The organism is Natronococcus sp. JC468 (assembly GCF_012163165.1).
Lineage (GTDB): Archaea > Halobacteriota > Halobacteria > Halobacteriales > Natrialbaceae > Natronococcus > Natronococcus jeotgali.
In genome coordinates, this window is record NZ_JAAVUO010000002.1 from 154,644 (window position 1) to 174,536 (window position 19,893).

The window sequence follows — 19,893 nt, forward strand, 5'->3', positions numbered from 1 at the left end:
AGAGAAGACCTATCGGACGGCCGCCTCGAGGACGTCGACCGCCGCCGTCGGCCCCGGGACGACCTCGAAGCCGAGGACGTCGTGGGCGTCGACGCCGACGACCGGCCGCCCGTAGACGAGCGCGAATCCGATCTCCGAGAGGGTTCCGGGACCGCCCGAGAGAGCGATCACGCCGACGCCGTTCAGCGGAACCAGCGCGTTTCTGGCGTGGCCCATCCCGGTCGCGATCGCCGTGTCGACGAACTCGTTGGCGGCCGCGCGGTCCTCGACGGGCAGGATCCCGATCGTCTCGCCGCCCTCCGACTTCGCGCCGCGACAGACCGCCTCCATCGTCCCGCCGAGTCCGCCACAGACGACTGCGTGGCCGCGTCGGCCCAGTTCCCGGCCGACCGCCGTTGCGATTTCGCTCTCCTCGCGTGTGATCGTTCCGCCGCCGATGACGCTGACGCGCATGCTCGAGGGAGCGACGGCGATCGCAAAGAGAGGTCGGTTTCGGGCTCCGACGGCGGGGACGCTCGCGAGGGTCGAGAACGGGTTCGACGGTCGTCGTTCGCACGGACGTCGATCGCTGCTGCGACGCGTGGTTTCGACGGATTTAACGCCAACCACGGTGGAGTGTGACGTGGTATGACGAAAGTTAGCGTGGTCGGCGCGGCCGGAACGGTCGGGGCCGCCGCGGGCTACAACATCGCGCTCCGAGACGTCGCGGACGAACTCGTGTTCGTAGACATCCCGGACAAGGAAGACGACACGGTCGGCCAGGCCGCCGACGCGAACCACGGCGTCGCCTACGACTCGAACACGACGATCCGGCAGGGCGGCTACGAGGACACCGCCGGCTCGGACGTCGTCGTCATCACGGCCGGAATCCCCCGCCAGCCCGGTCAGACCCGGATCGATCTGGCCGGCGACAACGCCCCCATCATGGAGGACATCGGCTCCTCGCTGGCCGAGCACAACGACGACTTCGTCACCGTCACCACCTCGAACCCGGTCGACCTGCTGAACCGCCACCTCTACGAGGCCGGCGACCGGGCCCGCGAGAAGGTGATCGGCTTCGGCGGTCGGCTCGACTCCGCGCGGTTCCGGTACGTGATCGCTCAGCGCTTCGGCGTCCCCGTCCGGAACGTCGAGGCGACGATCCTCGGCGAGCACGGCGACGCCCAGGTTCCGGTGTTCTCGAAGGTTCGCGTCGACGGACGGGACGTCGAGTTCGACGATGACGAGAAGGAGGAACTGCTCGAGGAGCTACAGACCTCGGCGATGAACGTCATCGAGAAGAAAGGCGCCACCGAGTGGGGGCCGGCGACTGGCGTCGGCCACACCGTCGAGGCCATCCTCCGGGACACCGGGGAGGTGTTGCCCTGCAGCGTCGCCCTCGAGGGCGAGTACGGCCACGAGGACACCGCCTTCGGCGTTCCGGCCAAGCTCGGCGCCGACGGCGTCGAGGAGGTCGTCGAGTGGGATCTGACCGAGTTCGAGCGCAACCAACTGGGCGAGGCCGCGGAGAAGCTCTCCGAGCAGTACGACGAGATCGCGTAGCCGGCCCCGCCGCGTTTTTCGACGCCCGCGAAACGGGACGGGACGCGGCCACTACCGCGGATCGACCGTCGCCGACGCGTTCGGACCTCGACGGGTCGAGACGCGATCGCGCGGCTCAGGGAATTAGCTGCTCGCCGTCGTCGTCGTAGATCGTGATCGCGTCGACGGGACAGGTCCGGGCCGCGAACTTCGCGTCGAGTTCGGCGTCCTCGGGCACCTCACGGACGAAGACCCCGTCCTCAACTTCCTCGCTGTCCTCGAGGACGGCCTTCCCCTTCGATTTGTCCTTCCGGAAGGCGTCCCACTCGGCGACGCACTGGTACATCCCGATACAGGTGTCCTCGTCGAATTCGACCCTCATGCGCGAGGGTTGGGCCGATCGTCCTAAATCGTTAGCGGTCGCGACGCCGCGGTCGGCAGCGGAATCGGCGCGTCCCGATCGCGAACTCGTTCAGCGCCACCGGAACTATCGCTGCACGCGATAGTCGCGGTCGTCCGGAACACACCTTATACGCTCGAGGGACCAACTCACCGTCCATGAACGACGGCCTCGAGGACCTCTCCGCGCTCGCGGACGCCGCTCCCGAGCACGACGTCGACGACCTCCTCGGGCTCCTCTCGTCGCGGGAGGTCCGCATCACGCTGGCGTACCTGTACGACCACCCGAGCGCAACGCTCGACGACCTCGCGGCGGTGATCGCCGGCGCCACTGCCGCCGACGGCGGGCGGATCGCCGGCGAGGGGGCCTACGAGCGGGCCCGCGTCACCCTCCACCACTCGGTGCTCCCGCGGCTCGACGACCACGGGTTACTCGAGTTCGATCCCTCCGACGGGAGGGTGCGAGACGTCGACGTCCCCCCGGCCGTCTACGGGGTGCTCGGCGTCGAGAAATGACCGTCGAGACGCTGGGCGAGGCGCTCGAGGCCGTCGAACGCGAGCGAAAGCGCCTCGAGGTCTACGCCGCGGACGACGGCGTCGCGGCGGACCTTGAGCGGCAGTTTGCGACCCGCAACGTCGACGTCGAGTATCGCCGCGCCGCGGCGTTCGAGGAGGGGTTCGTCGTGATTCGGGGTCCGAACGGCGAGTTCCGGGGCGCGCTGGGACTCGAGGAGTTCGACGCCGTCCTCTCGCCGGAAATCCACCCGCCGTGGACGCTCGAGGCGGACGAACCCGACGCGCGGGAGCTGTTCGACTTCCTCGAGAACACGCTGTTCGCCGCCTACGACCGCCGACAGATGCTCGCGGCCGCCAGGGAGATCGAGGAACGGGCCTGGCGAGCCGCCGCGGGACGGCTGTACGCCGGCTTCCAGCGCGAGGTGGCGTTCGACGACCAGCGGGCGGTGTACGACCGCCTCGCCTCTCGGGGCACGCTGTCGGTAACGGCGTTCGTCGACGAGGCGTGGGACGGAACGAAGGGGTCGGACGGCGACCCTCCGCTCGTCTCCGGCTCGGGCGAACTCGGCCGGTTCTGGTTCGTCGCCTTCGACGGTGGGGGCGACGTCCGCCGAAAGTGCGCGCTGGTCGCCGAGGAGCGCCGACCCGACCGGTACTACGGGTTCTGGACGTACGATCCCGTGCTGGTCGACGAGCTGTTCGCACACCTCGAGACGAGCTACGACGTGCCGACCGCGTAGGCGTCGAACGGGCAGGGGAGAGCCGCGGGTCGGGCGGCGAACCGACGCGTCGGCCCGCGAGCCGTCGACCGGGAATCGCCATCGACGGCAGTACCGTTTAGTTCCGTACGGTCGTCGTACCCGCATGGTCGGTTGCTGGAGTCAGTCGTCGCGAATCGCCCGTACCGAATCCCGATCGCCGGGGGGACGATGGTAGACCTCGCGTTCTCCCTCGCTCGGATCGTCGGCGCCCTGTTGCTCGTCGCGCTGAACGGTTTCTTCGTCGCCGCCGAGTTCGCCTACGTCCGAGTGCGGGCGACGGCCGTCGAGTCGCTCGCCGCGGAGGGGCGCCGGGGCGCGGCGACGCTGCAGGAGGCGATGGACAACTTGGACGACTACCTCGCGGTCACCCAGCTCGGCATCACGATCGCCTCCCTGGGGCTGGGGTGGCTCGGCGAGCCCGCGATCGCGGCGCTGATCGAACCGGTCGCCGCGCAGGTGCTGCCGGAGAGCCTGGTCCACCTGGTGGCGTTCGCCATCGGATTCAGCGTTATCACGTTCCTGCACGTCGTCTTCGGCGAACTCGCGCCGAAGACGATCTCCATCGCGCAGGCCGAACGCGTCGCGCTGGCGGTCTCCGTTCCGATGAAGCTGTTCTACTACCTCTTCGTTCCCGGAATCGTCGTGTTCAACGGGACCGCCAACGCCTTTACGCGGCTGCTCGGCGTTCCGCCGGCCTCGGAGACCGACGAAACGCTCACCGAGGAGGAGCTCCGGATGGCCCTCTCGAGAGCCGGCGAGGAGGGCCACGTCGCGGGCGAGGAGGTCAGGATGGTCGAGAGCGTGTTCGAACTCGACGACATCGCGGTCCGCGAGATCATGGTCCCCCGACCCGACATCCGCAGCGTGTCCGCGGACCTGTCCCTCCCGGAGCTGCGACGCGTCATCGTCGACGCGGGCCACACCCGCTACCCCGTCGTCGCCGCCGACGACCCCGACGAGGTGGTCGGGCTCGTCGACGCCAAGGACGTCATCCGGGCCGATCAGACGCTCGAGGGCGAACGGACGGCGGCCGTCACCGCCGGCGACCTCGCGCGGGAGATGCCGGTAGTGCCGGAGACGACCGCCGTCGGCGACCTGCTCTCCGAACTACAGGACGAGCAGGCCCAGATGGCCGCCGTGATCGACGAGTGGGGCGTCCTCGAGGGGATCGTCGCCGTCGAGGACGTCGTCGAGGTCGTCGTCGGCGACATCCGCGACAGGTTCGACGTCGCCGCGCGCGAGCCCTCGATCGACCGCAACGGCCGGGCGGGCGGACTCCTCGTCGACGGCGGCGTCACGCTCTCGGCGCTCAACGACGAACTCGGCAGCGCGTTCGACCACGACGCGATCGAGACCGTCGGCGGACTGGTTCTCGACCGACTCGGTCGCCCGCCCGAAACCGGCGACCGCGTCGCCGTCGACGGCTACGATCTCGAGGTGGCGGCCGTCGACGGAATGCGGATCTCGTCCGTGATCGTGCGCGAGTCCGCCGACGAGGCGACCCGAGAATAACGCCGCGGCGCCGACACGCGGTAGCGCGCTCCGTTCCGCTCCGGGCGTGGACACGGCGTCGGCGCTCGGCCGCCGTTCGAAACGGCGCGTTCAGACGTCGTGTGCCGAGTACGGCGCCTCACGTCGCCGTCCGACTCGAGCCGCCGGCGACGGGACGTCGCCCTCGAGGATGCCGAGCACGTCTCGGTAGTCGACGACGCCGTTCCCGTCGAGGTCCAGTGCCGCGGTCACGTCGTCGGTGACGGGACCGACGTACTCGAGGGCGAGGCAGGCGTCGCGGCGGCCCGTCGGTCCGTTTTTGGCGATCGTTCGCTCCCAGGCCTCGCGTTCGTCCTCGTCGACGTCCGCGAGTCGGCCGAACAACAGGAGCGCGGTGACGGTCACCGAGAGGTCGGTGTGGTGGATCCAGCCGTTGAACGGATCGACGTCGGGGCCGGCGGCCATGACCGTCTGGGCCGGACCGGTGTGGACGTCCGAGGCCCACGAGACGCCGAGGTGGTCGGACACGACCGCCCCGATCGCGTTCGAGAGCGCGTAGGGGTCGTCGGCTTCCGTGGCGTCGTCGATCCGATCGATGTCGTCGTCGGTGAGGTCGACGTCGACCCGCCCTTCGATTGCCCCGGAAATCGACTCGTCGCCCTCGACGGCCTCGGCGACGGCCTCGTTGCTCGCCTCCGCGTTCCGGATCGCCTCGGCGTCGATCGGCGAGCCGTAGCCGCTGCCGGTCGCCAGCCCGCCCGTCTCGTGGTCGGAGGCGACGACGACGAGCGTGTCGTCGCGGTCGGCGACGTACTCGAGCGCCCAGTCGACGACCGCGTCGAACTCCCGGGTTTCGGCGACGGTCGACTGGACGTCGTTGCCGTGTTCGGCGTGGTCGATGCGCCCGCCCTCGACCATGAGGAAGAACCCGTCGTCGCCGTCGTCCTCGAGTCGGTCGACCGCGGCGGCGGTCATCTCGGGCAGCGACGGGACCGACCCGTCGCGGTCGAGCGTGTAGGGGACGTGGCTGTCGGCGAACAGCCCGAGCAGGCGATCCTCGCCCGCGTTCTGGAGGTCGTCGGCGTCGAGCAACACCTCGTAGCCGGCCTCCCGCATCCGCTCGAGCACGTCGTCGCTGAACTCGCGGCGGCCGCCGCCCATGAGCACGTCGACGTCGCTGTCGACGTACTGTTCGGCGATCGCCTCCTCCATGTCCCGATCGGGTACGTGCGAAGCGAAGGCGGCCGGCGTGGCGTGGGTGATCCTGGTCGTCGAAACCAGCCCGGTCGCCTTCCCGCAGGACTGCGCGAGCTCGAGCTGGGTCAGAAGCGCCGTCGGATCGTCGTCGTCCTCGTCGCCGCGGACCGAGATTTGCCCGTTGTACGCCTTGTGACCGGTTGCCAGTGCCGTCCCGGCCGCCGCCGAGTCCGTCACCTCGCCGCTCCGGGAGTTCGTCCGCGTGTACCCGACGCCGGTCATCGACTGCAGCGACAGATCGCCGTGGACGACCGACGTGACCTCGATCGGGTCGAACCCCATCCCGTCGCCGATCAGGACGATCACGTTCTCGATGTCGCCTCCCCGCGAGTCGGCACCGCCAGAGTGCGCCCCGGCTGAACCGGTCGCACCGAGCAGTCCAGTCGCGCCCAGGGCCGTAACGAATTGCCGTCGTTGCATAATTCGTGTAAGACCGTCGTGAACGTTACTGTTATTTCTTTACATTACTGTGTGTTGAGTTACACTATCGTCCGGAGGGAACAATTCGAACGGGGGCAGACGCCGGCACCAGCCCAACGACACGTTCGCCCGCACGGTTTCGATCCGAGAGACGACAGTTTAAACCACGGGACGCGCCAAGAACGGACGATGAATATCGAGGAGCTGTCGGGGCTCCCGCCCGGCGCGCTCGAGCACTTTCGCAGCGAGGGGATCGAGGAGCTCTACCCGCCCCAGGCCGAGGCCGTCGAGGCCGGCGCGACCGAGGGCGAGAACCTCGTCGCGGCCGTTCCGACCGCCAGCGGGAAGACGATGATCGCCGCCCTGTCGATGCTGTCGGCGATCGAGCGCGGCGGCAAGGCGCTGTACATCGTGCCTCTGCGGGCGCTGGCCAGCGAAAAACGCGAGGAGTTCGCGGCCTACGAGTCCTTCAGCGTCGACGTCGGCGTGACGACGGGTAACTACGAGTCGACCAGCGACTGGCTCGCGACGAAGGAGATCGTCGTCGCCACCAGCGAAAAAGTCGACTCGCTCGTGCGAAACGGCGCGAGCTGGCTCTCCGAGCTGACCTGTGTCGTCAGCGACGAAGTCCACCTCATCGACGACCGCAACCGGGGGCCGACGCTCGAGGTTACCCTCGCGAAACTGCGCCGGCTCAACCCCGACCTCCAGACCGTCGCGCTGTCGGCGACGGTCGGCAACGCCGACGAGATCGCCGACTGGCTCGACGCCGAGCTCGTCGACACCGACTGGCGCCCGATCGACCTGCAGACGGGCGTCCACTATAGCAACGCGCTCAACTTCGACGACGGTTCGACCCGCGAGGTGCCCGTCGAAGGGAGCGAGAAGCAGGAGGCCGCGCTCGTCCGCGACATCGTTCAGGAAGGGGGATCGTCGCTCGTGTTCGTCAACTCCCGACGGAACGCCGAGGCCGCAGCCCGCAGGCTCGGCCAGGTTACCGGCCGGGAGCTGACCGACAGCGAGCGAACGGAGCTGGCGGAGCTGGCCGCGGAGATCCGCGAGGACAGCGACACCGAGACGAGCGCGGACCTCGCCGACTGCGTCGAACGCGGCTCGGCGTTTCACCACGCGGGCCTCTCGAGCACCCAGCGCTCGCTCGTCGAGGACGCCTTCCGCGACCGCCTGCTGAAGGCCATCTCGGCGACGCCCACGCTGGCGGCGGGAGTGAACACCCCCGCCCGACGGGTCATCGTCCGCGACTGGCGGCGGTTCGATCCGACCGCAGGCGGAATGGCCCCGCTAGACGTTCTCGAGGTCCACCAGATGATGGGCCGTGCCGGACGACCGGGGCTCGACCCCTACGGCGAGGCCGTGTTGCTCGCCAAGAGCCACGACGAGAGCGAGGAGCTGTTCGACCGCTACGTCTGGGCCGATCCCGAGCCCGTTCGCTCGAAGCTCGCGGCCGAGCCCGCCCTGCGGACGCACGTGCTGGCCACGATCGCTTCCGGCTTCGCTCGCACCCGGGAGGGGTTACTGGAGTTCCTCGAGGCGACCCTCTATGCGAGCCAGTCGACCGAGCCGGGCCGGCTCGAGACCGTGACGGATAGCGTGCTGGAGTATCTCGAGCGGAACGATTTCATCGAGCGCGAAACAGCCGGAGACGGCGACGCCGGCGCGTTCACGACCGCAGCCGACCTCGCCGACGGCGGCGGCCGAAGCGAGGAGCTTGAGGCCACCAACCTCGGCCACACCGTCTCGCGGCTCTACCTCGACCCGATGAGCGCCGCGACGATCGTCCACGGGCTCGAGGACGCCAACCAGCGCCCGACGGCGCTGGGGCTCTACCAGCTCGTCTCCCGAACGCCGGACATGTACGAACTCTACCTGCGCTCGGGCGAGGACGAGAAGTTCGGCGAACTGTACTACGAGCGCGAGGCCGAGCTGCTCGGGGACGCCCCGAGCGAGTTCGAGGAAGAGCGCTTCGAGGACTGGCTCGCGGCACTGAAGACCGGCAAGCTGCTCGAGGACTGGGCCGAGGAAGAGGACGAGGAACGGATCACCGAACGGTACAAGATCGGCCCCGGCGACCTGCGCGGGAAGGTCGACACCGCCGAGTGGCTGCTGGGCGCGGCCGAGTCGCTGGCGGCGGAGATCGACAGCGAGTGGACCGTCGCGGTCCGCGAGGCCCGCGCCCGCGTCGAACACGGCGTGAGCGAGGAGCTGCTCGAGCTGGTCTCGGTACGGGGCGTCGGTCGCAAACGCGCCCGGGACCTGTACGCGGTCGGCATCGAGGAGCCCGCGGACCTCCGCGAGGCCGACAAGTCGGTCGTGCTCGGCGCGTTGAAAGGGAAGAAGACGGCCGAGAACATCCTCGAGAACGTCGGCCGCGAGGAGCCCTCGATGGACGGCGTCGAGGCCGACGCGTCGGCCGCGGCGACGGACTCGAGCGACGGCGACGACACCGTCGAGCCGGAGGCGACCGCAGCGGCCGACGACGAGGAGAGCCAGTCCAGCCTGGGTGATTTCTGATGGAGCTACTCGAGTGTACCCTCTCGATCGACGACCTCGATTCGTTCGTCGCCGACCTCGGCGAGATCGGCGAGAGACACGGGACGACCCTGCAGGCGTTCGACGCCCGCTACGTGGCCGACCGACGCCACCTCGAGCGGGCCCTCGAGCTGGCGGACCGCTCGATCGCACGCGGCGAGAACGTCGCCCGCGACCGGGCCGTCGAGATCCTGCTGTACGCCGCCGGGCGCCGCCAGATCGACCGCGCGCTGGAGATGGGCGTCGGCGACGGCGAGAATCGGGCCGTCGTCCTCGCAGGCGCGGGCGAGGAGGCCGCGGCGCTCGAGGACGTCCGCGAACTCGAGGCGTTCGTCGCCGAGGAGCCGACCCTCGAGACACCCGACGAGGAGACCCTCCAGACCTTTTTCGAGATTCCGGATCGCGAGCGCGCGGCGACCGACGCCTCGCTGGGTGCCCTGGTCCGCGAGCGGGTGGCGCTGCTCGAGGTCGAGAAGTAGTCAGTCCGAGGCCTCGAGCCGTCGCTCCCGGGACTCCCGGAGCCCGTCGCAGATTCCGCCCTGGCTCGACATGTTGACCTGCGCGAGCCGTCCCCGTCGGTGGACGAGTTCGAACTGCTTGGACTCGATCGGCTCGCCCTCGGGAGTCAGGAACAGCGGGTCCGTCCCGGCGTCGACCAGCCCCGTCTCGCGGGCCTTCTCGAGGTAGCGCTCGATCGGGTTCGCAGGGGCGGAGACGGCGACCGCCCGATCCGCGAGGTAGATCGATAGCTGGTCGTCGCCGTCGGTTCGTTCGAGATCGCAGGGGCGAATCGAGACGATCGTCTCGGGATCGAGGCCGGCCTCGAGCAGCGCCTCGACGGCGTCGTACTGGCGGGCGGTTCTGGCCTTGCGATCGAGCTCCGCGCGGACGGCGTCGACGGTGTCCTCGGCGTCCGGAAAGGCCTCGGCGAACGACCGGCCCGCGTTCACGCCGCGGTTGATCTCGATCTCGTGCATGTGCTCGCGGAGGTAGATCCTCGCCCGCTCGACCGCAGGGAGTTCCTCGACCTCGGTTCGGGCGTCGACGGCCATCATCCAGGCGAACGCGGGTGAGCACCACGCTGTCGGCAGCGTCAGGTGGACGGTAACGGTTCCGGCGTCGATCTCGATATCGTCGATGTACTCGAGTTCGACGATCGAGCGGTCGAGTTCGGGATCGGTGACTCGGTCCAGTCGGTCGCGGACGGCCTCGCGAGCGGGGCCGTCAGGCGTCTTGTCGATCATCAGTCGTCGGCCGCCGCGGGGGCGTCGCTCGCGTAATGGTCCTCGAGACCGAACCGCTCGCTGATCTCGTCCTCGCGGAACTGCGCTTTCTTCTCGTCGATGTCGATGTCGTACAGCTCGGCCGCGTTCTCGCCCATCACCTTCCGTTTGGTCTCGAGGTCCCACTCGACGCCGTACTCCATGCGATCCTCCTGGGTGAGCTCGGCCTCGAGGACCGCCTCGACGAGCCAGTCGGGGTTCCAGATGGCGTAATCCGAGCCGAACAGGACCCGGTCCTCGCCGAGCCACCAGAGTAGTTCGGAGAGGATCTCGGAGAACTTCGCGGGGCGGTTCTGGGCGAAGGGTGCGGCGACCGCCAGCCCGCCGTAGACGTTGGGCTCCTGGGCGGCGATCCAGCAGAAGTCGTCCAGCCGCGGCAGCCCGACGTGTTCGACGACGAAGTTGAGATCCGGGAACGACGACGCCGCGTCGTCGACGTCTCCGACGTCGAAGGCGTCGCGGTTCAGCGGGCGGATCGTCGGCCCCTTGTGGGCGTGGATGTTCTCGATACCGAGTTCCTCGCACTTCTCTAGGAACTCGAAGGCGTCCTCGTCGTCGAGGCGCCACCCCTTCGACTCGCCGCGCCACTCCGCGGTGTAGAGCTTGACGCCCTGGATGTCGTAAGTATCGTGGAGTTCCTCGAGGTACTCCAGTCCTTCCTCGCCGTCGCGGGGGTCGAAGGTGCCGTTGAGGACGAACCGCTCGGGATACTCGGTCGCGAGTTCGGCGTTTTGTTCGGTGGTATTGAACCCGTCCCCGTAGAAGTCCGTGAGGTACGTCGGCTGGAAGATCGCCATGTCCGCGGCGGCGTTTTCGAACAGGTCCTCGACCATTCGCTCGGGTCCGTACTTGCGGTACTCCTCGATGCTCCACTGACGCTCCTCCGGGGTGAACGTCGTGTGGTAGTCGTAGAAACACTGGATGAACTCCTCGCCGCCCTCGTGGGTGATGTTGCCCTCCGTCGCGTCCCACAGGTGGACGTGTGCGTCGACGACGAAGATCTCCTCGCCGTTTTGTTCGTACATCGTAGTGTGGTGCTAGGTGTCAAGGACCATTATTCTTCGTGATGGTCCGCCGAGGGGTGGTGAGCGTCGGGTCATTCGAGTCGTATTCGGTTCTCGACACGTTGGGCGAACGTTTTCATCCAGCGCAACAAAGCGTGACGTGGTATCATGCAAGCAGCCCGTCTCCACGAGTACACCGACGAGATGAGCGAGGCCCTCGAGGTAGAGGAGGTCGACCGTCCGAGCCTCGAGAAGTCCGACGAGGTCCTGGTCGAGGTCTCCGGCGCCGGCTGGTGTCAGACCGACAACCACATCATCGAGGGGATGTGGGAGGCGTACGCCCCCCAGGACCTGCCGATGACGCTGGGCCACGAGAACGCGGGCATCGTCGCCGAAGTCGGCGAGGAGGTAACCCTCGTCGAGGAGGGCGACCCGGTGATCTGTCACCCCGTCCAGACCTGCGGGATCTGCCGTCCGTGTCGGCTCGGCGAGGACATGTACTGCGAGAACAGCGCGTTCAACGGCCTGACGACGGACGGCGGGTTCGCCGAGTACCTCCAGACGAACGAGCGAGCGGTGATCCCGCTTCCCGACGGCGTCGATCCCACCGAGATCGCGCCCCACGCCGACGCGGGGATCACGGCCTACCACGCCGTCAAGAAGGCCGCCCGCGAACTGAACCCGGGCGACACCTGCGTCGTCATCGGCGTCGGCGGGCTGGGTCACATCGGGCTGCAGTGTCTCGACGCGACGAGCGGCGCCGATATCGTCGCCGCTGACATCAAAGATGAGGCCCTCGAGCTGGCCGAAGACCTGGGCGCCCGCCACACCGTCAACTCGAGCGACGAGGACCTCCCGGGCGCGGTCATGGACCTCACCGACGACGAGGGCGCACAGCAGGTGATCGACTTCGTCGGGGCCGACGAAACGACGGGCCTGGCACCGGAGCTCGTCGCCGCGGGCGGCGACCACCACATCGTCGGCTACGGCGGCCACATCCACGAGCCGAGCCAGGCGCTGGTCGACGGCGAGTTCGCCTACCGGGGGACGCTGGTCGGCAAGTACGCCGAACTCCAGGAGCTCGTGGCGCTGGTCGACCGCGGCGACGTCGAACTGCGCACCGAACGCCACGACCTCGCGGAGATCAACACCGTTGCGGAGCGCCTCGAGCACAACGAGATCGAGGGACGGGCGGTCATCACGCCCCCTTGAGGGCACACCCTCTTGTGGCGGGGAATCGAACCGGTTGCGTATGCCAACCCTCGAGAACCCGCTCGAGATCGGCGGCGTCGAGATCCCGAACCGGCTCTACCGCGCGCCGCTACTCGAGTGCGCCGGCAACGGTTCCGACGCCGTCGAGACGCTGATCGCGGACCTCGAGCCCGCCGCGGCGTCGGGCGTCGGGCTGCTCTGTCAGGGCGCGACGATCGTCCGCGGGGAGGGGGGCTGTGCCGCGCCGGGAATGACCCGCGTCCACGACCCCGAGTTCGTCGCCCGACTGTCGCGGCTGACCGATCGGATCCACGACCACGGCGGACGGATCTTCCTCCAGCTCGAGCACGGTGGCCTCCGGAGTATGGAGACCTGGCACGCCGAGTTCCGCCGCGAACACCCGGCGCTGGAGCAACTCGCCGTCTCGCGCCCGCCCTGGCAGCTGCGGGCGCTCGATCGGGCGGGCTTCCTCGAGTACGATCCCCACGTCCTCGCGACGGAGGAGGTGTACGACCTCGCGGCCGACTTCGGTCGCGCGGCGGGGTACGCCGCCGACGCGGGCTACGACGGGATTCACATCGCAGGGGCGAACATGGGGATCGTCCAGCAGTTTCTGTCGCCGTTTTACAACCGGCGCGAGGACGAGTTCGGCGGCTCGCCGGAGGCCCGCCTGCGCTTTCTCGCGGTCGTCTACGAGGAAATTCGCGAACGGACGGGCGAGATTCCGGTGATGGCGAAGGTGCCCGCGGAGACCCCCGCCCCGCCCGCGCCGCTGGTGCGACGGAAGCTCTCGCTCGAGGACGGGATCGAAATCGCCCGACGACTCGAGAGGATCGGTTACGACGCGGTCGTGCCCGTGGAGACGTCGGTCGCCTGGGACATGAGTATCGCCAGGGGGGAGTACCCCGATCGGGCGTGGGCGAACGAGGCCTTACAGGAGGGGTACGACGCCGCCTTCGGCGGTCCGTTGCGAAAACGGCTCGTGGCCGCGGCGAACCGCGCGGAGGCGCTCGTGTACGACGCCGAGCCGGCCTGGAACGAGGCGTTCTGTCGTCGCGTTCGCGAGCGGGTGTCGATCCCCGTCCTCGCCGAGGGCGGGATCCGCGAACGCGGGCAGATGGACCGACTGCTGGGAGACGGGGGTGGCGACGCGCCGGCCTGCGACATGGTCGGGCTGGCCCGACCGTTCTACGCCGAACCACGACTGGGGGCGCGGCTGCTCGAGGACGACGCGGCGAGCACGAAGCGAGACGTCCGCGTCCTCTGTGAGAGCTGCAACAACTGTACCGTCCCGCAGGCGGCGGGCGCGCCCGGGATCTGTCGGACGCCGTCGGTGCTCGGACGGCGCGGCGAACTCGAGCGCGCGGGTGCCTACGACCACGGCTGACCGGCGACGAACTACGGGGGCGTCACCGGTCCCTCGGTGAGCTCGGCCAGCGTCGCCTCCACGGAGTACGTCGGGGCCTCGAGTTCGAGGGGCGTGTCCTCGGAGAGCTCCGAGAAGTGTAGCGTCAGCTCGTAACTACCGTCCGACTCGATCTCGCCCGGTTCGCGTTGCCCCGTCTCGGGCTCGCGAACCCAGACGTACTCACCGGCGTCCGCGGGGTCGGCCTCGCCGCGGACCTCGTAGGCGGGAAGCTGGGACGACACCGCGTTCCCCTCGGCGGGATACTCCTCGTCGAACCAGGCCTGAAGTCCGTCGTCGAGCGCGTAGACCTCCTCGTAGCCGCCCTCGATCAGCGACGCCCCGCGCAGCCCCGCCAGCGTGTGGGGACAGGCGCAGTAGGTGACGATCCGCGTGTCGGTCGCCCACTCCTCGACCGGATCGTCCTCGTCGAGACCGTCCGGCGCGGGACTGAAGACGGCTCCCGCGATGTGGTACTCCTCGTACTCGGCCGCCGACCGCGTATCGACGAACCGGGTTCCGTCGTTCTCGTACCACTCGTGGACGTCCTCGAGCGGGGCGAGCGGCACGTCGACGCCCTCGAACGACTTCGTCGGATAGTCGTCGTCGCCGAGACAGCCCGCGACGCTCGCCGCGACCGCCGCCGCTCCAGTAGCGAGAACCTCACGTCGTCTCATTGCCGGCATCTAGTGGCGTCGGCTCAATAGGGTTCCGTTCGATCGCCGGACGCCCAGTCCACCCCTTCGTTTCGACTGGAGACAGAGGGTGGTACTGATCGAATCGAAGTGAAAGGAAGTAGTCCATCCTGGATTCGAACCAGGGTCGAAGCCCCCAGAAGGCTTCAGGATTGGCCGCTACCCCAATGGACTGCTACGCGTCGTCGGTCGCTGACGACCTACCTGTTCCTAACGGTGGGTCCGTATTAGAGTGTTACGAACTCCGACGGACCGATCGTCCCCCTACTTCCGGGTTCGGGCTGTGTTCATCGGTAGCTATCAGCGGTGTCGTCGCTATGTTCCTTTCGGTGGCAGTTCGCGCAGAGAACGGTACAGCGTTCGATTTCGGTCCGAATTCGTTCCCGCGATCGATCGTCCGAGATCAATCTCGCGACGGTCGCTTCCTTCCGATCGGCCGTGTGGTGGAAATCCAGACCCGCCGGATTCGATTCGCCACAGCGTTCGCAGCCCTCGGCGCGTTTTCGGTCGTGAACCCACCGTTTGCGTTCCCGTTTCGGCGGCGTGTAGTGGAGTTCGCGGTGACAGTTCGCACAGAGCACGTCACACTTCCGTATCTCCTCGCGAAGTCTGTCCTTGCCGTACCCGAACGTGATCATTCATCCGACCGCCATCCGTTTCGTTTCCTCGCTTCGGTGATGAAAGTCGAGACACGCCGGCGTGTCGACGGCGCAGCACGAACAGCCACGCTTCCGTTTTCGAGCGTCGAGCCAGGATCGGAGTTCCGAACGACGCGACAGCGTCCGTTCGGTGTTCCGCTCGACGTTCTGGTAGTGCCACCGCTGGTCAACCGAAAGCTCCTCCCAGGCCGTATCTGTGGGGAGATCAACGCCGTCCGGTTTCGGTAGCGTTCGGGATCCGGTAGACGGTTCGGTCGCCAGCTCGGCTCGCTCTTTCGCCGCGTTCCACCCGCCGACGGTTCGGATGATCGTCGCCGAGGACGGCGTCAGTCCGAGCGCCTCGTACTGCGCCTTTGTCGGTGACTTGCCGAGTTCGTCCGCGGCGCGTCGCAGCGCCTCGAGACAGGCCTCCTCCGTCGCCATGTCGGTAATTAGTAGATCATCCTACATAATATTCGGCTCCGAGCCAAAGTCGACGATAGTGCACAGATCGATACACATTTTCCCCTCGAGTGACCACACTCATGTATGTACGTCGGACGATTCGTCGTCGTCGGTCCCGAGGTCGGCGCCTACCGCGTCTCCTCGCGGTCGTTCCCGAACCGCAAGCTCACCGCTCGAGACAAGGCCCTCACCGTCGGTCCGACCGCGGACGCTCCGGAGACGGACAACCCCTACGTCTCCTACAACTGCCTGCGAATCGTCGAGACGCCGACAGGCGAGACGGCCGCCTTCGGCAACGGCTCCCACGTCGATCCGATCGCCGAGAAGCTCGAGCTGGGCTACCCCGCCCGGGACGCCCTCGCGGAGAGCCTGCTCGCGCTGGATTACGAGAAGGACGACTACGACACGCCCCGGATCGCGGCGACCCTGGGAGGAGACGGCGAGGCACTGATCGGTACCGTTCGGAAGGACGCCCTGCTGGTCGAGACCGTCGAGGAGCCGACGCTGGTCGCGACCTACGAGGAGGACTCGCCGAGGGCGTTCGAACTCGAGGCCGACAGCGCCGAGGAAGCGGCGAACGAGGTCTACGACCACGAGTTCGAGCACGCCGTCTGCGCGGCCGGCGTCGCCCGGACCGACGAGGGCTTCGAGACGGCGATCGAGAACGGCGACTGATCGAAGGAGCAGCTGGTTACACCGCTCGAGTGTGATCGAACCCCCGGATAGCTCCGAGGATCGGCGATCGAGTAGTCACACCGATCGGACGAATCCGAAGTAGCCGAGCGGTCTGATCGCGCCGAACAGACGGGATTCCACGCCCTCCCTAGCCGATTCGTTCGCTCCGTCGTCTCACTCCTCCACTGTCAGAGCACGCTCTGACAAGCCTTCACTCACGCTGTCGAAGACCTCACACGGCATCGGCTCACGGTTCGCTGTCCGCTCACCGCGACCCAGCGCGCGCCACCGCATGGGTTTCGCGGCGATCGGTCCGGGGGATGACCTACAAGCCTTCGTATCGTACGCCGAGACATGCGAGTTGGGCTCATCTCCGACGTTCACGGGAATCGGGTCGCCCTCGAGGCGGTCCTCGCCGACATGCCCGCAGTCGACGAACTGCTCTGTGCCGGCGACGTCGTCGGCTACAACCCCTGGCCTGCGGCCTGCGTCGACGAGCTTCGCGAGCGGTCGGTGCCGACGGTGATGGGTAACCACGACGCCGCGGTCGCCGACGAGACGCCGTTCCGGTTCAACAGTATGGCCAGAGCGGGGGTTGAACACGCTCTCGAGCAGCTCTCGGCCGATCAGCTCGCTTGGCTCGCCGACCTGCCCGAGGAACGACTGGAGTGCGAAGACCGAGTGAAGCTCGTTCACGGTCATCCCGACGATCCGGATCGGTACACCCGCTACACCCGCCCCGGCGAGTTCTCGCCGCGGCTGCTCGGCGACGAGGACGTCCTCGTACTGGGTCACACGCACGTCCAGCACGTCGAGCGCTACGGCGAGGGAATCGTCCTCAACCCCGGCAGCGTCGGCCAGCCCCGCGACGGCGACCCGCGGGCGGCCTACGCGGTACTGGACCTCGAGGCGATGACCGTCGAGACCCACCGCGTCGAGTACGACATCGGCGAAGTCAAAGACGCCGTCGCCGCGGCGGGGCTGCCCGAACGGATCGGGAGCCGTCTCGAGCGCGGCAAGTGAGCCGTCGGCGCCGAAAAGATATCGCGACTAGTAGTGTATGACCCGCCGACGAAACGATCCCTTTTAGCTCGTCGGTCGGAGTAGCGGAACCATGTTCTCGACCGGTCGCGTCGCGCGTTCCGTCCGGAACGCCGGGACCGCGACTCGACGCCGTTTCGCCGAGACCGAGCGAACAGACTCCGACGACCGCGACGTCGCCGATCCCGAGAACGCATGATCGGGAAGCTCCGCGAGGACGTCCGGGCGATGTGCGACCGCGATCCCGCGGCGACGGGCTGTCGCGTGGTCTGGCTCACGTATCCCGGCGTCCACGCCGTCTGGGGCCACCGCGTCGCTCACCGCCTCTGGAACGGCGGATTCGAACTCGTCGCTCGCGTGCTCGCCTACGTCGTTCGCATGCTAACGGGCGTCGAGATCCACCCCGCGGCGACGATCGGTCGCCGCGTCACGATCGACCACGGGATAGGCGTCGTCATCGGCGAGACCGCCGAGGTCGGCGACGACGTTCACATGTACCACGGAGTCACCCTCGGCGGCACGGCGAACGAACCCGTCAAGCGCCACCCGACCCTCGAGGACGGCGTCACCGTCGGCGCGAACGCGACGCTGCTGGGCGACATCGCGGTCGGCGAGAACGCGTCGGTCGGCGCGGGCTCGGTCGTTACCGACGACGTCGAGGCCGGGACGACCGTCGCCGGGGTCCCCGCGGAGCGGGTCGACTGAACTACGTCTGCTCCTCGTCGACGGTCCCGTCCGAACCCTCCGGCGAGTCCGAGGCCGGGACGCCCTCCTGGGACTCGACGTCCCGATCGGTCTCGCCCTCGGCGTCGTCCGCGCCGACGGCGTCGTCGGTCATCGCCTCGTCGGGGTCGGAGACGTAACCGAGTTCGAACCAGAGCTTGGCCGTACAGTCCATCGGCTGGGTGTCGAGATCGACGTCCTCGTCGTGTTTGCTCAGGTAGCCGTTACAGCGGCCGTGTTTGACGACGTTCATCAGGGTCGCCTCGGAGCCACACTCCGGGCAGTCGATCGAGTAGTTCCCCTGGTCGTTCTGGTGCCACGCGTCGGGCTCGAGTTCCGTGTACGCGGCCTCGTCGCTTCGGCTCATAACTCTCTGTGCGATCGCCGTGCCGGTAAACGTGGGCCCGGAGTGCGCAACCCTCAGACCAGCGGTTCGACCAGCGCCTCGCCCGCCTCGAGCAGTTCGGCGACCCGGTCCTCGTCGGTCGCCTCGGCGTAGACCCGCAACTTGGGCTCGGTCCCGCTGGGACGGACCAGCAGCCAGGAGCCGTCCTCGAGCTGGAGCTTGAACCCGTCGGCGGTGTTGACGTCCGTGACTGGCGTTCCGGCGACGTCGTCGGGAATCTCGTCCCCGAGGTCGTCGATCACGCGGGCCTTCTCGTGGTCGGGGCAGGCGACGCTTCGCTTGTCCTGGACGACGGTGCCGTGGTCGGCCAGCAGGCGGTCCACGCGGTCGTCGATCGGTTCGGCGTCGTGCATCGCGGCGGCGAGCAACGCCATGAGGACGCCGTCCTTCTCGCGGACGTGACCCCGGATCGTGAAGCCGCCGGACTCCTCGCCGCCGACTAAGGCGTCGTGGTCGGCCATCCCCCGAGCGATCCACTTGAACCCGACCGGGACCTCGTGGACGGCCTCGCCGTGGGCGTCGGCGACACGGTCGATCAGGAACGTCGTCGATACGGTTCGAACCGCGGCCCCCGAGTCGTGCTCGAGCAGGTAGTCGTACAGCGCGGCGAAAAAGAGGTTCTCGTCGAGGTAGCCCCGGTCGGGGGTGACGATCGCGATCCGGTCGGCGTCGCCGTCGTTGGCGAGACCGAGGTCGGCCTCGCCGTCGGTCACTTGCTCGGCGAGCGCCTCGAGGTTCTCCGGTGCGGGTTCGGGCGCCCCGCCGCCGAAGTCGGGGTCCCGTTCACAGCGCAGGCGATCGACCGCGGCGCCGGCCCGCTCGAGGAGGGCGTCGGTCGTCCCGCGGCCGCTGCCGTGCATCGCGTCGTAGGCGACGGTCGTTCCCTCGAGGTCGATCTCGCCGATCGTCTCCTCGAGCAGGGAGACGGCGGCGTCGGCGTGGGGCGCGACGAAGTCGATCTCCTCGGCGCTGCCGTGTTCGGCCTCGGGGAGCGGGTCGGGCTCGGCCAGGCGTTCCTCGATCGCGTCCATCACCTCGGGGAGCGCGGGCGCGCCGTCCTGAGGGATGAACTTCACGCCGTTGTACTCCGGCGGGTTGTGCGAGGCCGTGACGACCATCGCTCCCGCCAGGTCGCGCTCGACGATCGCGTGGGCGAAAAGCGGCGTCGGTCGGTCCCGATCGGGCAAGAGAACGTCGAACCCGTTGGCACACAGCACGCGGGTCAGCTCCTCGGCGAACCCGCGGGAGGTCTCGCGGGCGTCGTACCCGACCGCGACCGGTCCCTCGAGGCCCTCGTCGTCGAGGTAGGTTGCGACCGCCTGTCCGACCGTCCGCACGCGCGGCGCCGTGAACTCCTCGAGCGTCGCCCGCCAGCCGTCGGTTCCGAACGAGATCGTCTCCATACCCCGCCCCTCGTCGTCCGGTGCGAAAAAG

At 68.4% G+C, this 19,893-nt stretch carries 19 protein-coding genes, 1 tRNA gene and 1 pseudogene; 11 read left to right on the forward strand and 10 right to left on the reverse strand.

Annotated elements, in window-relative coordinates; genetic code table 11:
* Positions 1 to 9 precede the first annotated feature (9 nt).
* Positions 10 to 453 (reverse strand): TIGR00725 family protein, encoded by a 444-nt coding sequence (locus tag GWG54_RS02210; protein WP_167936221.1) that lies wholly within the window; start codon positions 451 to 453, stop codon positions 10 to 12.
* Between the two features lie 174 nt (positions 454 to 627).
* Here GWG54_RS02210 and mdh point away from each other — a divergent pair, with 174 nt between their 5' ends.
* A complete protein-coding gene (gene mdh, locus GWG54_RS02215) occupies positions 628 to 1,542 on the forward strand; it encodes a malate dehydrogenase (RefSeq protein WP_167936222.1) in 915 nt (304 codons plus the stop codon).
* 115 nt (positions 1,543 to 1,657) lie between these two features.
* Here the strand turns inward: mdh and GWG54_RS02220 are convergent, their stop codons facing one another.
* Complete coding sequence (locus GWG54_RS02220) at positions 1,658 to 1,903, reverse strand: ferredoxin (RefSeq protein WP_167936223.1); 246 nt, start codon at positions 1,901 to 1,903, stop codon at positions 1,658 to 1,660.
* A 176-nt stretch (positions 1,904 to 2,079) separates the two neighbouring features.
* Here GWG54_RS02220 and GWG54_RS02225 point away from each other — a divergent pair, with 176 nt between their 5' ends.
* From GWG54_RS02225 to GWG54_RS02235, 3 genes are all read left to right on the forward strand, one after another.
* Positions 2,080 to 2,436, forward strand: a complete 357-nt coding sequence (locus GWG54_RS02225) for a hypothetical protein (protein ID WP_167936224.1) — start codon at positions 2,080 to 2,082, stop codon at positions 2,434 to 2,436.
* Complete coding sequence (locus GWG54_RS02230) at positions 2,433 to 3,176, forward strand: DICT sensory domain-containing protein (protein ID WP_167936225.1); 744 nt, start codon at positions 2,433 to 2,435, stop codon at positions 3,174 to 3,176. Before GWG54_RS02225 ends, GWG54_RS02230 begins: the two co-directional genes overlap by 4 nt.
* A 189-nt stretch (positions 3,177 to 3,365) precedes the next feature.
* Positions 3,366 to 4,709, forward strand: a complete 1,344-nt coding sequence (locus tag GWG54_RS02235) for a hemolysin family protein (protein WP_167936226.1) — start codon at positions 3,366 to 3,368, stop codon at positions 4,707 to 4,709.
* Between the two features lie 90 nt (positions 4,710 to 4,799).
* On the opposite strand, the gene GWG54_RS02240 is transcribed toward GWG54_RS02235, so the two are convergent.
* Complete coding sequence (locus GWG54_RS02240; protein ID WP_167936227.1) at positions 4,800 to 6,365, reverse strand: alkaline phosphatase; 1,566 nt, start codon at positions 6,363 to 6,365, stop codon at positions 4,800 to 4,802.
* 189 nt (positions 6,366 to 6,554) lie between these two features.
* On the opposite strand from GWG54_RS02240, the gene GWG54_RS02245 reads away from it, so the two are divergent.
* Both GWG54_RS02245 and cgi121 read left to right on the forward strand, forming a co-directional pair.
* Positions 6,555 to 8,894: an ATP-dependent DNA helicase gene (locus GWG54_RS02245; RefSeq protein WP_167936228.1), complete on the forward strand. Its 2,340-nt coding sequence runs from the start codon at positions 6,555 to 6,557 to the stop codon at positions 8,892 to 8,894.
* The gene (gene cgi121, locus GWG54_RS02250; RefSeq protein WP_167936229.1) at positions 8,894 to 9,391 is read left to right on the forward strand and encodes a KEOPS complex subunit Cgi121; all 498 of its coding nucleotides are present in this window, start codon (positions 8,894 to 8,896) and stop codon (positions 9,389 to 9,391) included. Before GWG54_RS02245 ends, cgi121 begins: the two co-directional genes overlap by 1 nt.
* Here the strand turns inward: cgi121 and GWG54_RS02255 are convergent, their stop codons facing one another.
* Both GWG54_RS02255 and GWG54_RS02260 read right to left on the reverse strand, forming a co-directional pair.
* Positions 9,392 to 10,156: an iron-sulfur cluster assembly protein gene (locus GWG54_RS02255; RefSeq protein ID WP_167936230.1), complete on the reverse strand. Its 765-nt coding sequence runs from the start codon at positions 10,154 to 10,156 to the stop codon at positions 9,392 to 9,394. It abuts the gene before it with no gap.
* Positions 10,156 to 11,220 (reverse strand): amidohydrolase family protein, encoded by a 1,065-nt coding sequence (locus GWG54_RS02260; RefSeq protein WP_167936231.1) that lies wholly within the window; start codon positions 11,218 to 11,220, stop codon positions 10,156 to 10,158. Before GWG54_RS02260 ends, GWG54_RS02255 begins: the two co-directional genes overlap by 1 nt.
* Positions 11,221 to 11,367: 147 nt before the next feature.
* Here GWG54_RS02260 and GWG54_RS02265 point away from each other — a divergent pair, with 147 nt between their 5' ends.
* On the forward strand, positions 11,368 to 12,411 hold the full coding sequence (locus GWG54_RS02265; protein WP_167936232.1) for an NAD(P)-dependent alcohol dehydrogenase: 1,044 nt from the start codon (positions 11,368 to 11,370) through the stop codon (positions 12,409 to 12,411).
* A gap of 40 nt (positions 12,412 to 12,451) precedes the next feature.
* Positions 12,452 to 13,798 carry an NADH:flavin oxidoreductase gene (locus GWG54_RS02270; RefSeq protein WP_167936233.1) on the forward strand — a complete coding sequence of 449 codons (1,347 nt, stop codon included), beginning with the start codon at positions 12,452 to 12,454 and terminating at the stop codon, positions 13,796 to 13,798.
* 11 nt (positions 13,799 to 13,809) lie between these two features.
* On the opposite strand, the gene GWG54_RS02275 is transcribed toward GWG54_RS02270, so the two are convergent.
* The 3 genes and pseudogenes from GWG54_RS02275 to GWG54_RS02285 form a co-directional block, all read right to left on the reverse strand.
* The gene (locus GWG54_RS02275; protein WP_167936234.1) at positions 13,810 to 14,493 is read right to left on the reverse strand and encodes a rhodanese-like domain-containing protein; all 684 of its coding nucleotides are present in this window, start codon (positions 14,491 to 14,493) and stop codon (positions 13,810 to 13,812) included.
* Between the two features lie 119 nt (positions 14,494 to 14,612).
* Positions 14,613 to 14,685 (reverse strand) — tRNA-Gln (locus tag GWG54_RS02280).
* A 113-nt stretch (positions 14,686 to 14,798) separates the two neighbouring features.
* Positions 14,799 to 15,593, reverse strand: a pseudogene (locus tag GWG54_RS02285) (homing endonuclease associated repeat-containing protein).
* 105 nt (positions 15,594 to 15,698) lie between these two features.
* On the opposite strand from GWG54_RS02285, the gene GWG54_RS02290 reads away from it, so the two are divergent.
* The 3 genes from GWG54_RS02290 (at position 15,699) to cysE (ending at position 18,035) form a co-directional block, all read left to right on the forward strand.
* Positions 15,699 to 16,289 (forward strand): IMP cyclohydrolase, encoded by a 591-nt coding sequence (locus tag GWG54_RS02290; protein ID WP_167936235.1) that lies wholly within the window; start codon positions 15,699 to 15,701, stop codon positions 16,287 to 16,289.
* Positions 16,290 to 16,643: 354 nt separating this feature from the next.
* Positions 16,644 to 17,312 (forward strand): metallophosphoesterase, encoded by a 669-nt coding sequence (locus GWG54_RS02295; RefSeq protein ID WP_167936236.1) that lies wholly within the window; start codon positions 16,644 to 16,646, stop codon positions 17,310 to 17,312.
* A gap of 213 nt (positions 17,313 to 17,525) precedes the next feature.
* Complete coding sequence (cysE, locus tag GWG54_RS02300) at positions 17,526 to 18,035, forward strand: serine O-acetyltransferase (protein ID WP_167936237.1); 510 nt, start codon at positions 17,526 to 17,528, stop codon at positions 18,033 to 18,035.
* A gap of 1 nt (position 18,036) precedes the next feature.
* Here cysE and GWG54_RS02305 read toward each other — a convergent pair whose 3' ends face one another.
* A complete protein-coding gene (locus GWG54_RS02305) occupies positions 18,037 to 18,420 on the reverse strand; it encodes a hypothetical protein (protein WP_167936238.1) in 384 nt (127 codons plus the stop codon).
* A 53-nt stretch (positions 18,421 to 18,473) separates the two neighbouring features.
* Positions 18,474 to 19,862 carry a phosphoglucomutase/phosphomannomutase family protein gene (locus tag GWG54_RS02310; RefSeq protein WP_167936239.1) on the reverse strand — a complete coding sequence of 463 codons (1,389 nt, stop codon included), beginning with the start codon at positions 19,860 to 19,862 and terminating at the stop codon, positions 18,474 to 18,476.
* Between the last annotated feature and the right edge of the window lie 31 nt (positions 19,863 to 19,893).

What these genes read in the sequence shown, in the direction of transcription:
- GWG54_RS02210 (WP_167936221.1), bottom strand. Translation starts at nt 453, where the DNA reads ATGCGCGTCAGCGTCATCGGCGGCGGAACGATCACACGCGAGGAGAGC.
- mdh (WP_167936222.1), top strand. Translation starts at nt 628, where the DNA reads ATGACGAAAGTTAGCGTGGTCGGCGCGGCCGGAACGGTCGGGGCCGCC.
- GWG54_RS02220 (WP_167936223.1), bottom strand. Translation starts at nt 1,903, where the DNA reads ATGAGGGTCGAATTCGACGAGGACACCTGTATCGGGATGTACCAGTGC.
- GWG54_RS02225 (WP_167936224.1), top strand. Translation starts at nt 2,080, where the DNA reads ATGAACGACGGCCTCGAGGACCTCTCCGCGCTCGCGGACGCCGCTCCC.
- GWG54_RS02230 (WP_167936225.1), top strand. Translation starts at nt 2,433, where the DNA reads ATGACCGTCGAGACGCTGGGCGAGGCGCTCGAGGCCGTCGAACGCGAG.
- GWG54_RS02235 (WP_167936226.1), top strand. Translation starts at nt 3,366, where the DNA reads ATGGTAGACCTCGCGTTCTCCCTCGCTCGGATCGTCGGCGCCCTGTTG.
- GWG54_RS02240 (WP_167936227.1), bottom strand. Translation starts at nt 6,365, where the DNA reads ATGCAACGACGGCAATTCGTTACGGCCCTGGGCGCGACTGGACTGCTC.
- GWG54_RS02245 (WP_167936228.1), top strand. Translation starts at nt 6,555, where the DNA reads ATGAATATCGAGGAGCTGTCGGGGCTCCCGCCCGGCGCGCTCGAGCAC.
- cgi121 (WP_167936229.1), top strand. Translation starts at nt 8,894, where the DNA reads ATGGAGCTACTCGAGTGTACCCTCTCGATCGACGACCTCGATTCGTTC.
- GWG54_RS02255 (WP_167936230.1), bottom strand. Translation starts at nt 10,156, where the DNA reads ATGATCGACAAGACGCCTGACGGCCCCGCTCGCGAGGCCGTCCGCGAC.
- GWG54_RS02260 (WP_167936231.1), bottom strand. Translation starts at nt 11,220, where the DNA reads ATGTACGAACAAAACGGCGAGGAGATCTTCGTCGTCGACGCACACGTC.
- GWG54_RS02265 (WP_167936232.1), top strand. Translation starts at nt 11,368, where the DNA reads ATGCAAGCAGCCCGTCTCCACGAGTACACCGACGAGATGAGCGAGGCC.
- GWG54_RS02270 (WP_167936233.1), top strand. Translation starts at nt 12,452, where the DNA reads ATGCCAACCCTCGAGAACCCGCTCGAGATCGGCGGCGTCGAGATCCCG.
- GWG54_RS02275 (WP_167936234.1), bottom strand. Translation starts at nt 14,493, where the DNA reads ATGAGACGACGTGAGGTTCTCGCTACTGGAGCGGCGGCGGTCGCGGCG.
- GWG54_RS02290 (WP_167936235.1), top strand. Translation starts at nt 15,699, where the DNA reads ATGTACGTCGGACGATTCGTCGTCGTCGGTCCCGAGGTCGGCGCCTAC.
- GWG54_RS02295 (WP_167936236.1), top strand. Translation starts at nt 16,644, where the DNA reads ATGCGAGTTGGGCTCATCTCCGACGTTCACGGGAATCGGGTCGCCCTC.
- cysE (WP_167936237.1), top strand. Translation starts at nt 17,526, where the DNA reads ATGATCGGGAAGCTCCGCGAGGACGTCCGGGCGATGTGCGACCGCGAT.
- GWG54_RS02305 (WP_167936238.1), bottom strand. Translation starts at nt 18,420, where the DNA reads ATGAGCCGAAGCGACGAGGCCGCGTACACGGAACTCGAGCCCGACGCG.
- GWG54_RS02310 (WP_167936239.1), bottom strand. Translation starts at nt 19,862, where the DNA reads ATGGAGACGATCTCGTTCGGAACCGACGGCTGGCGGGCGACGCTCGAG.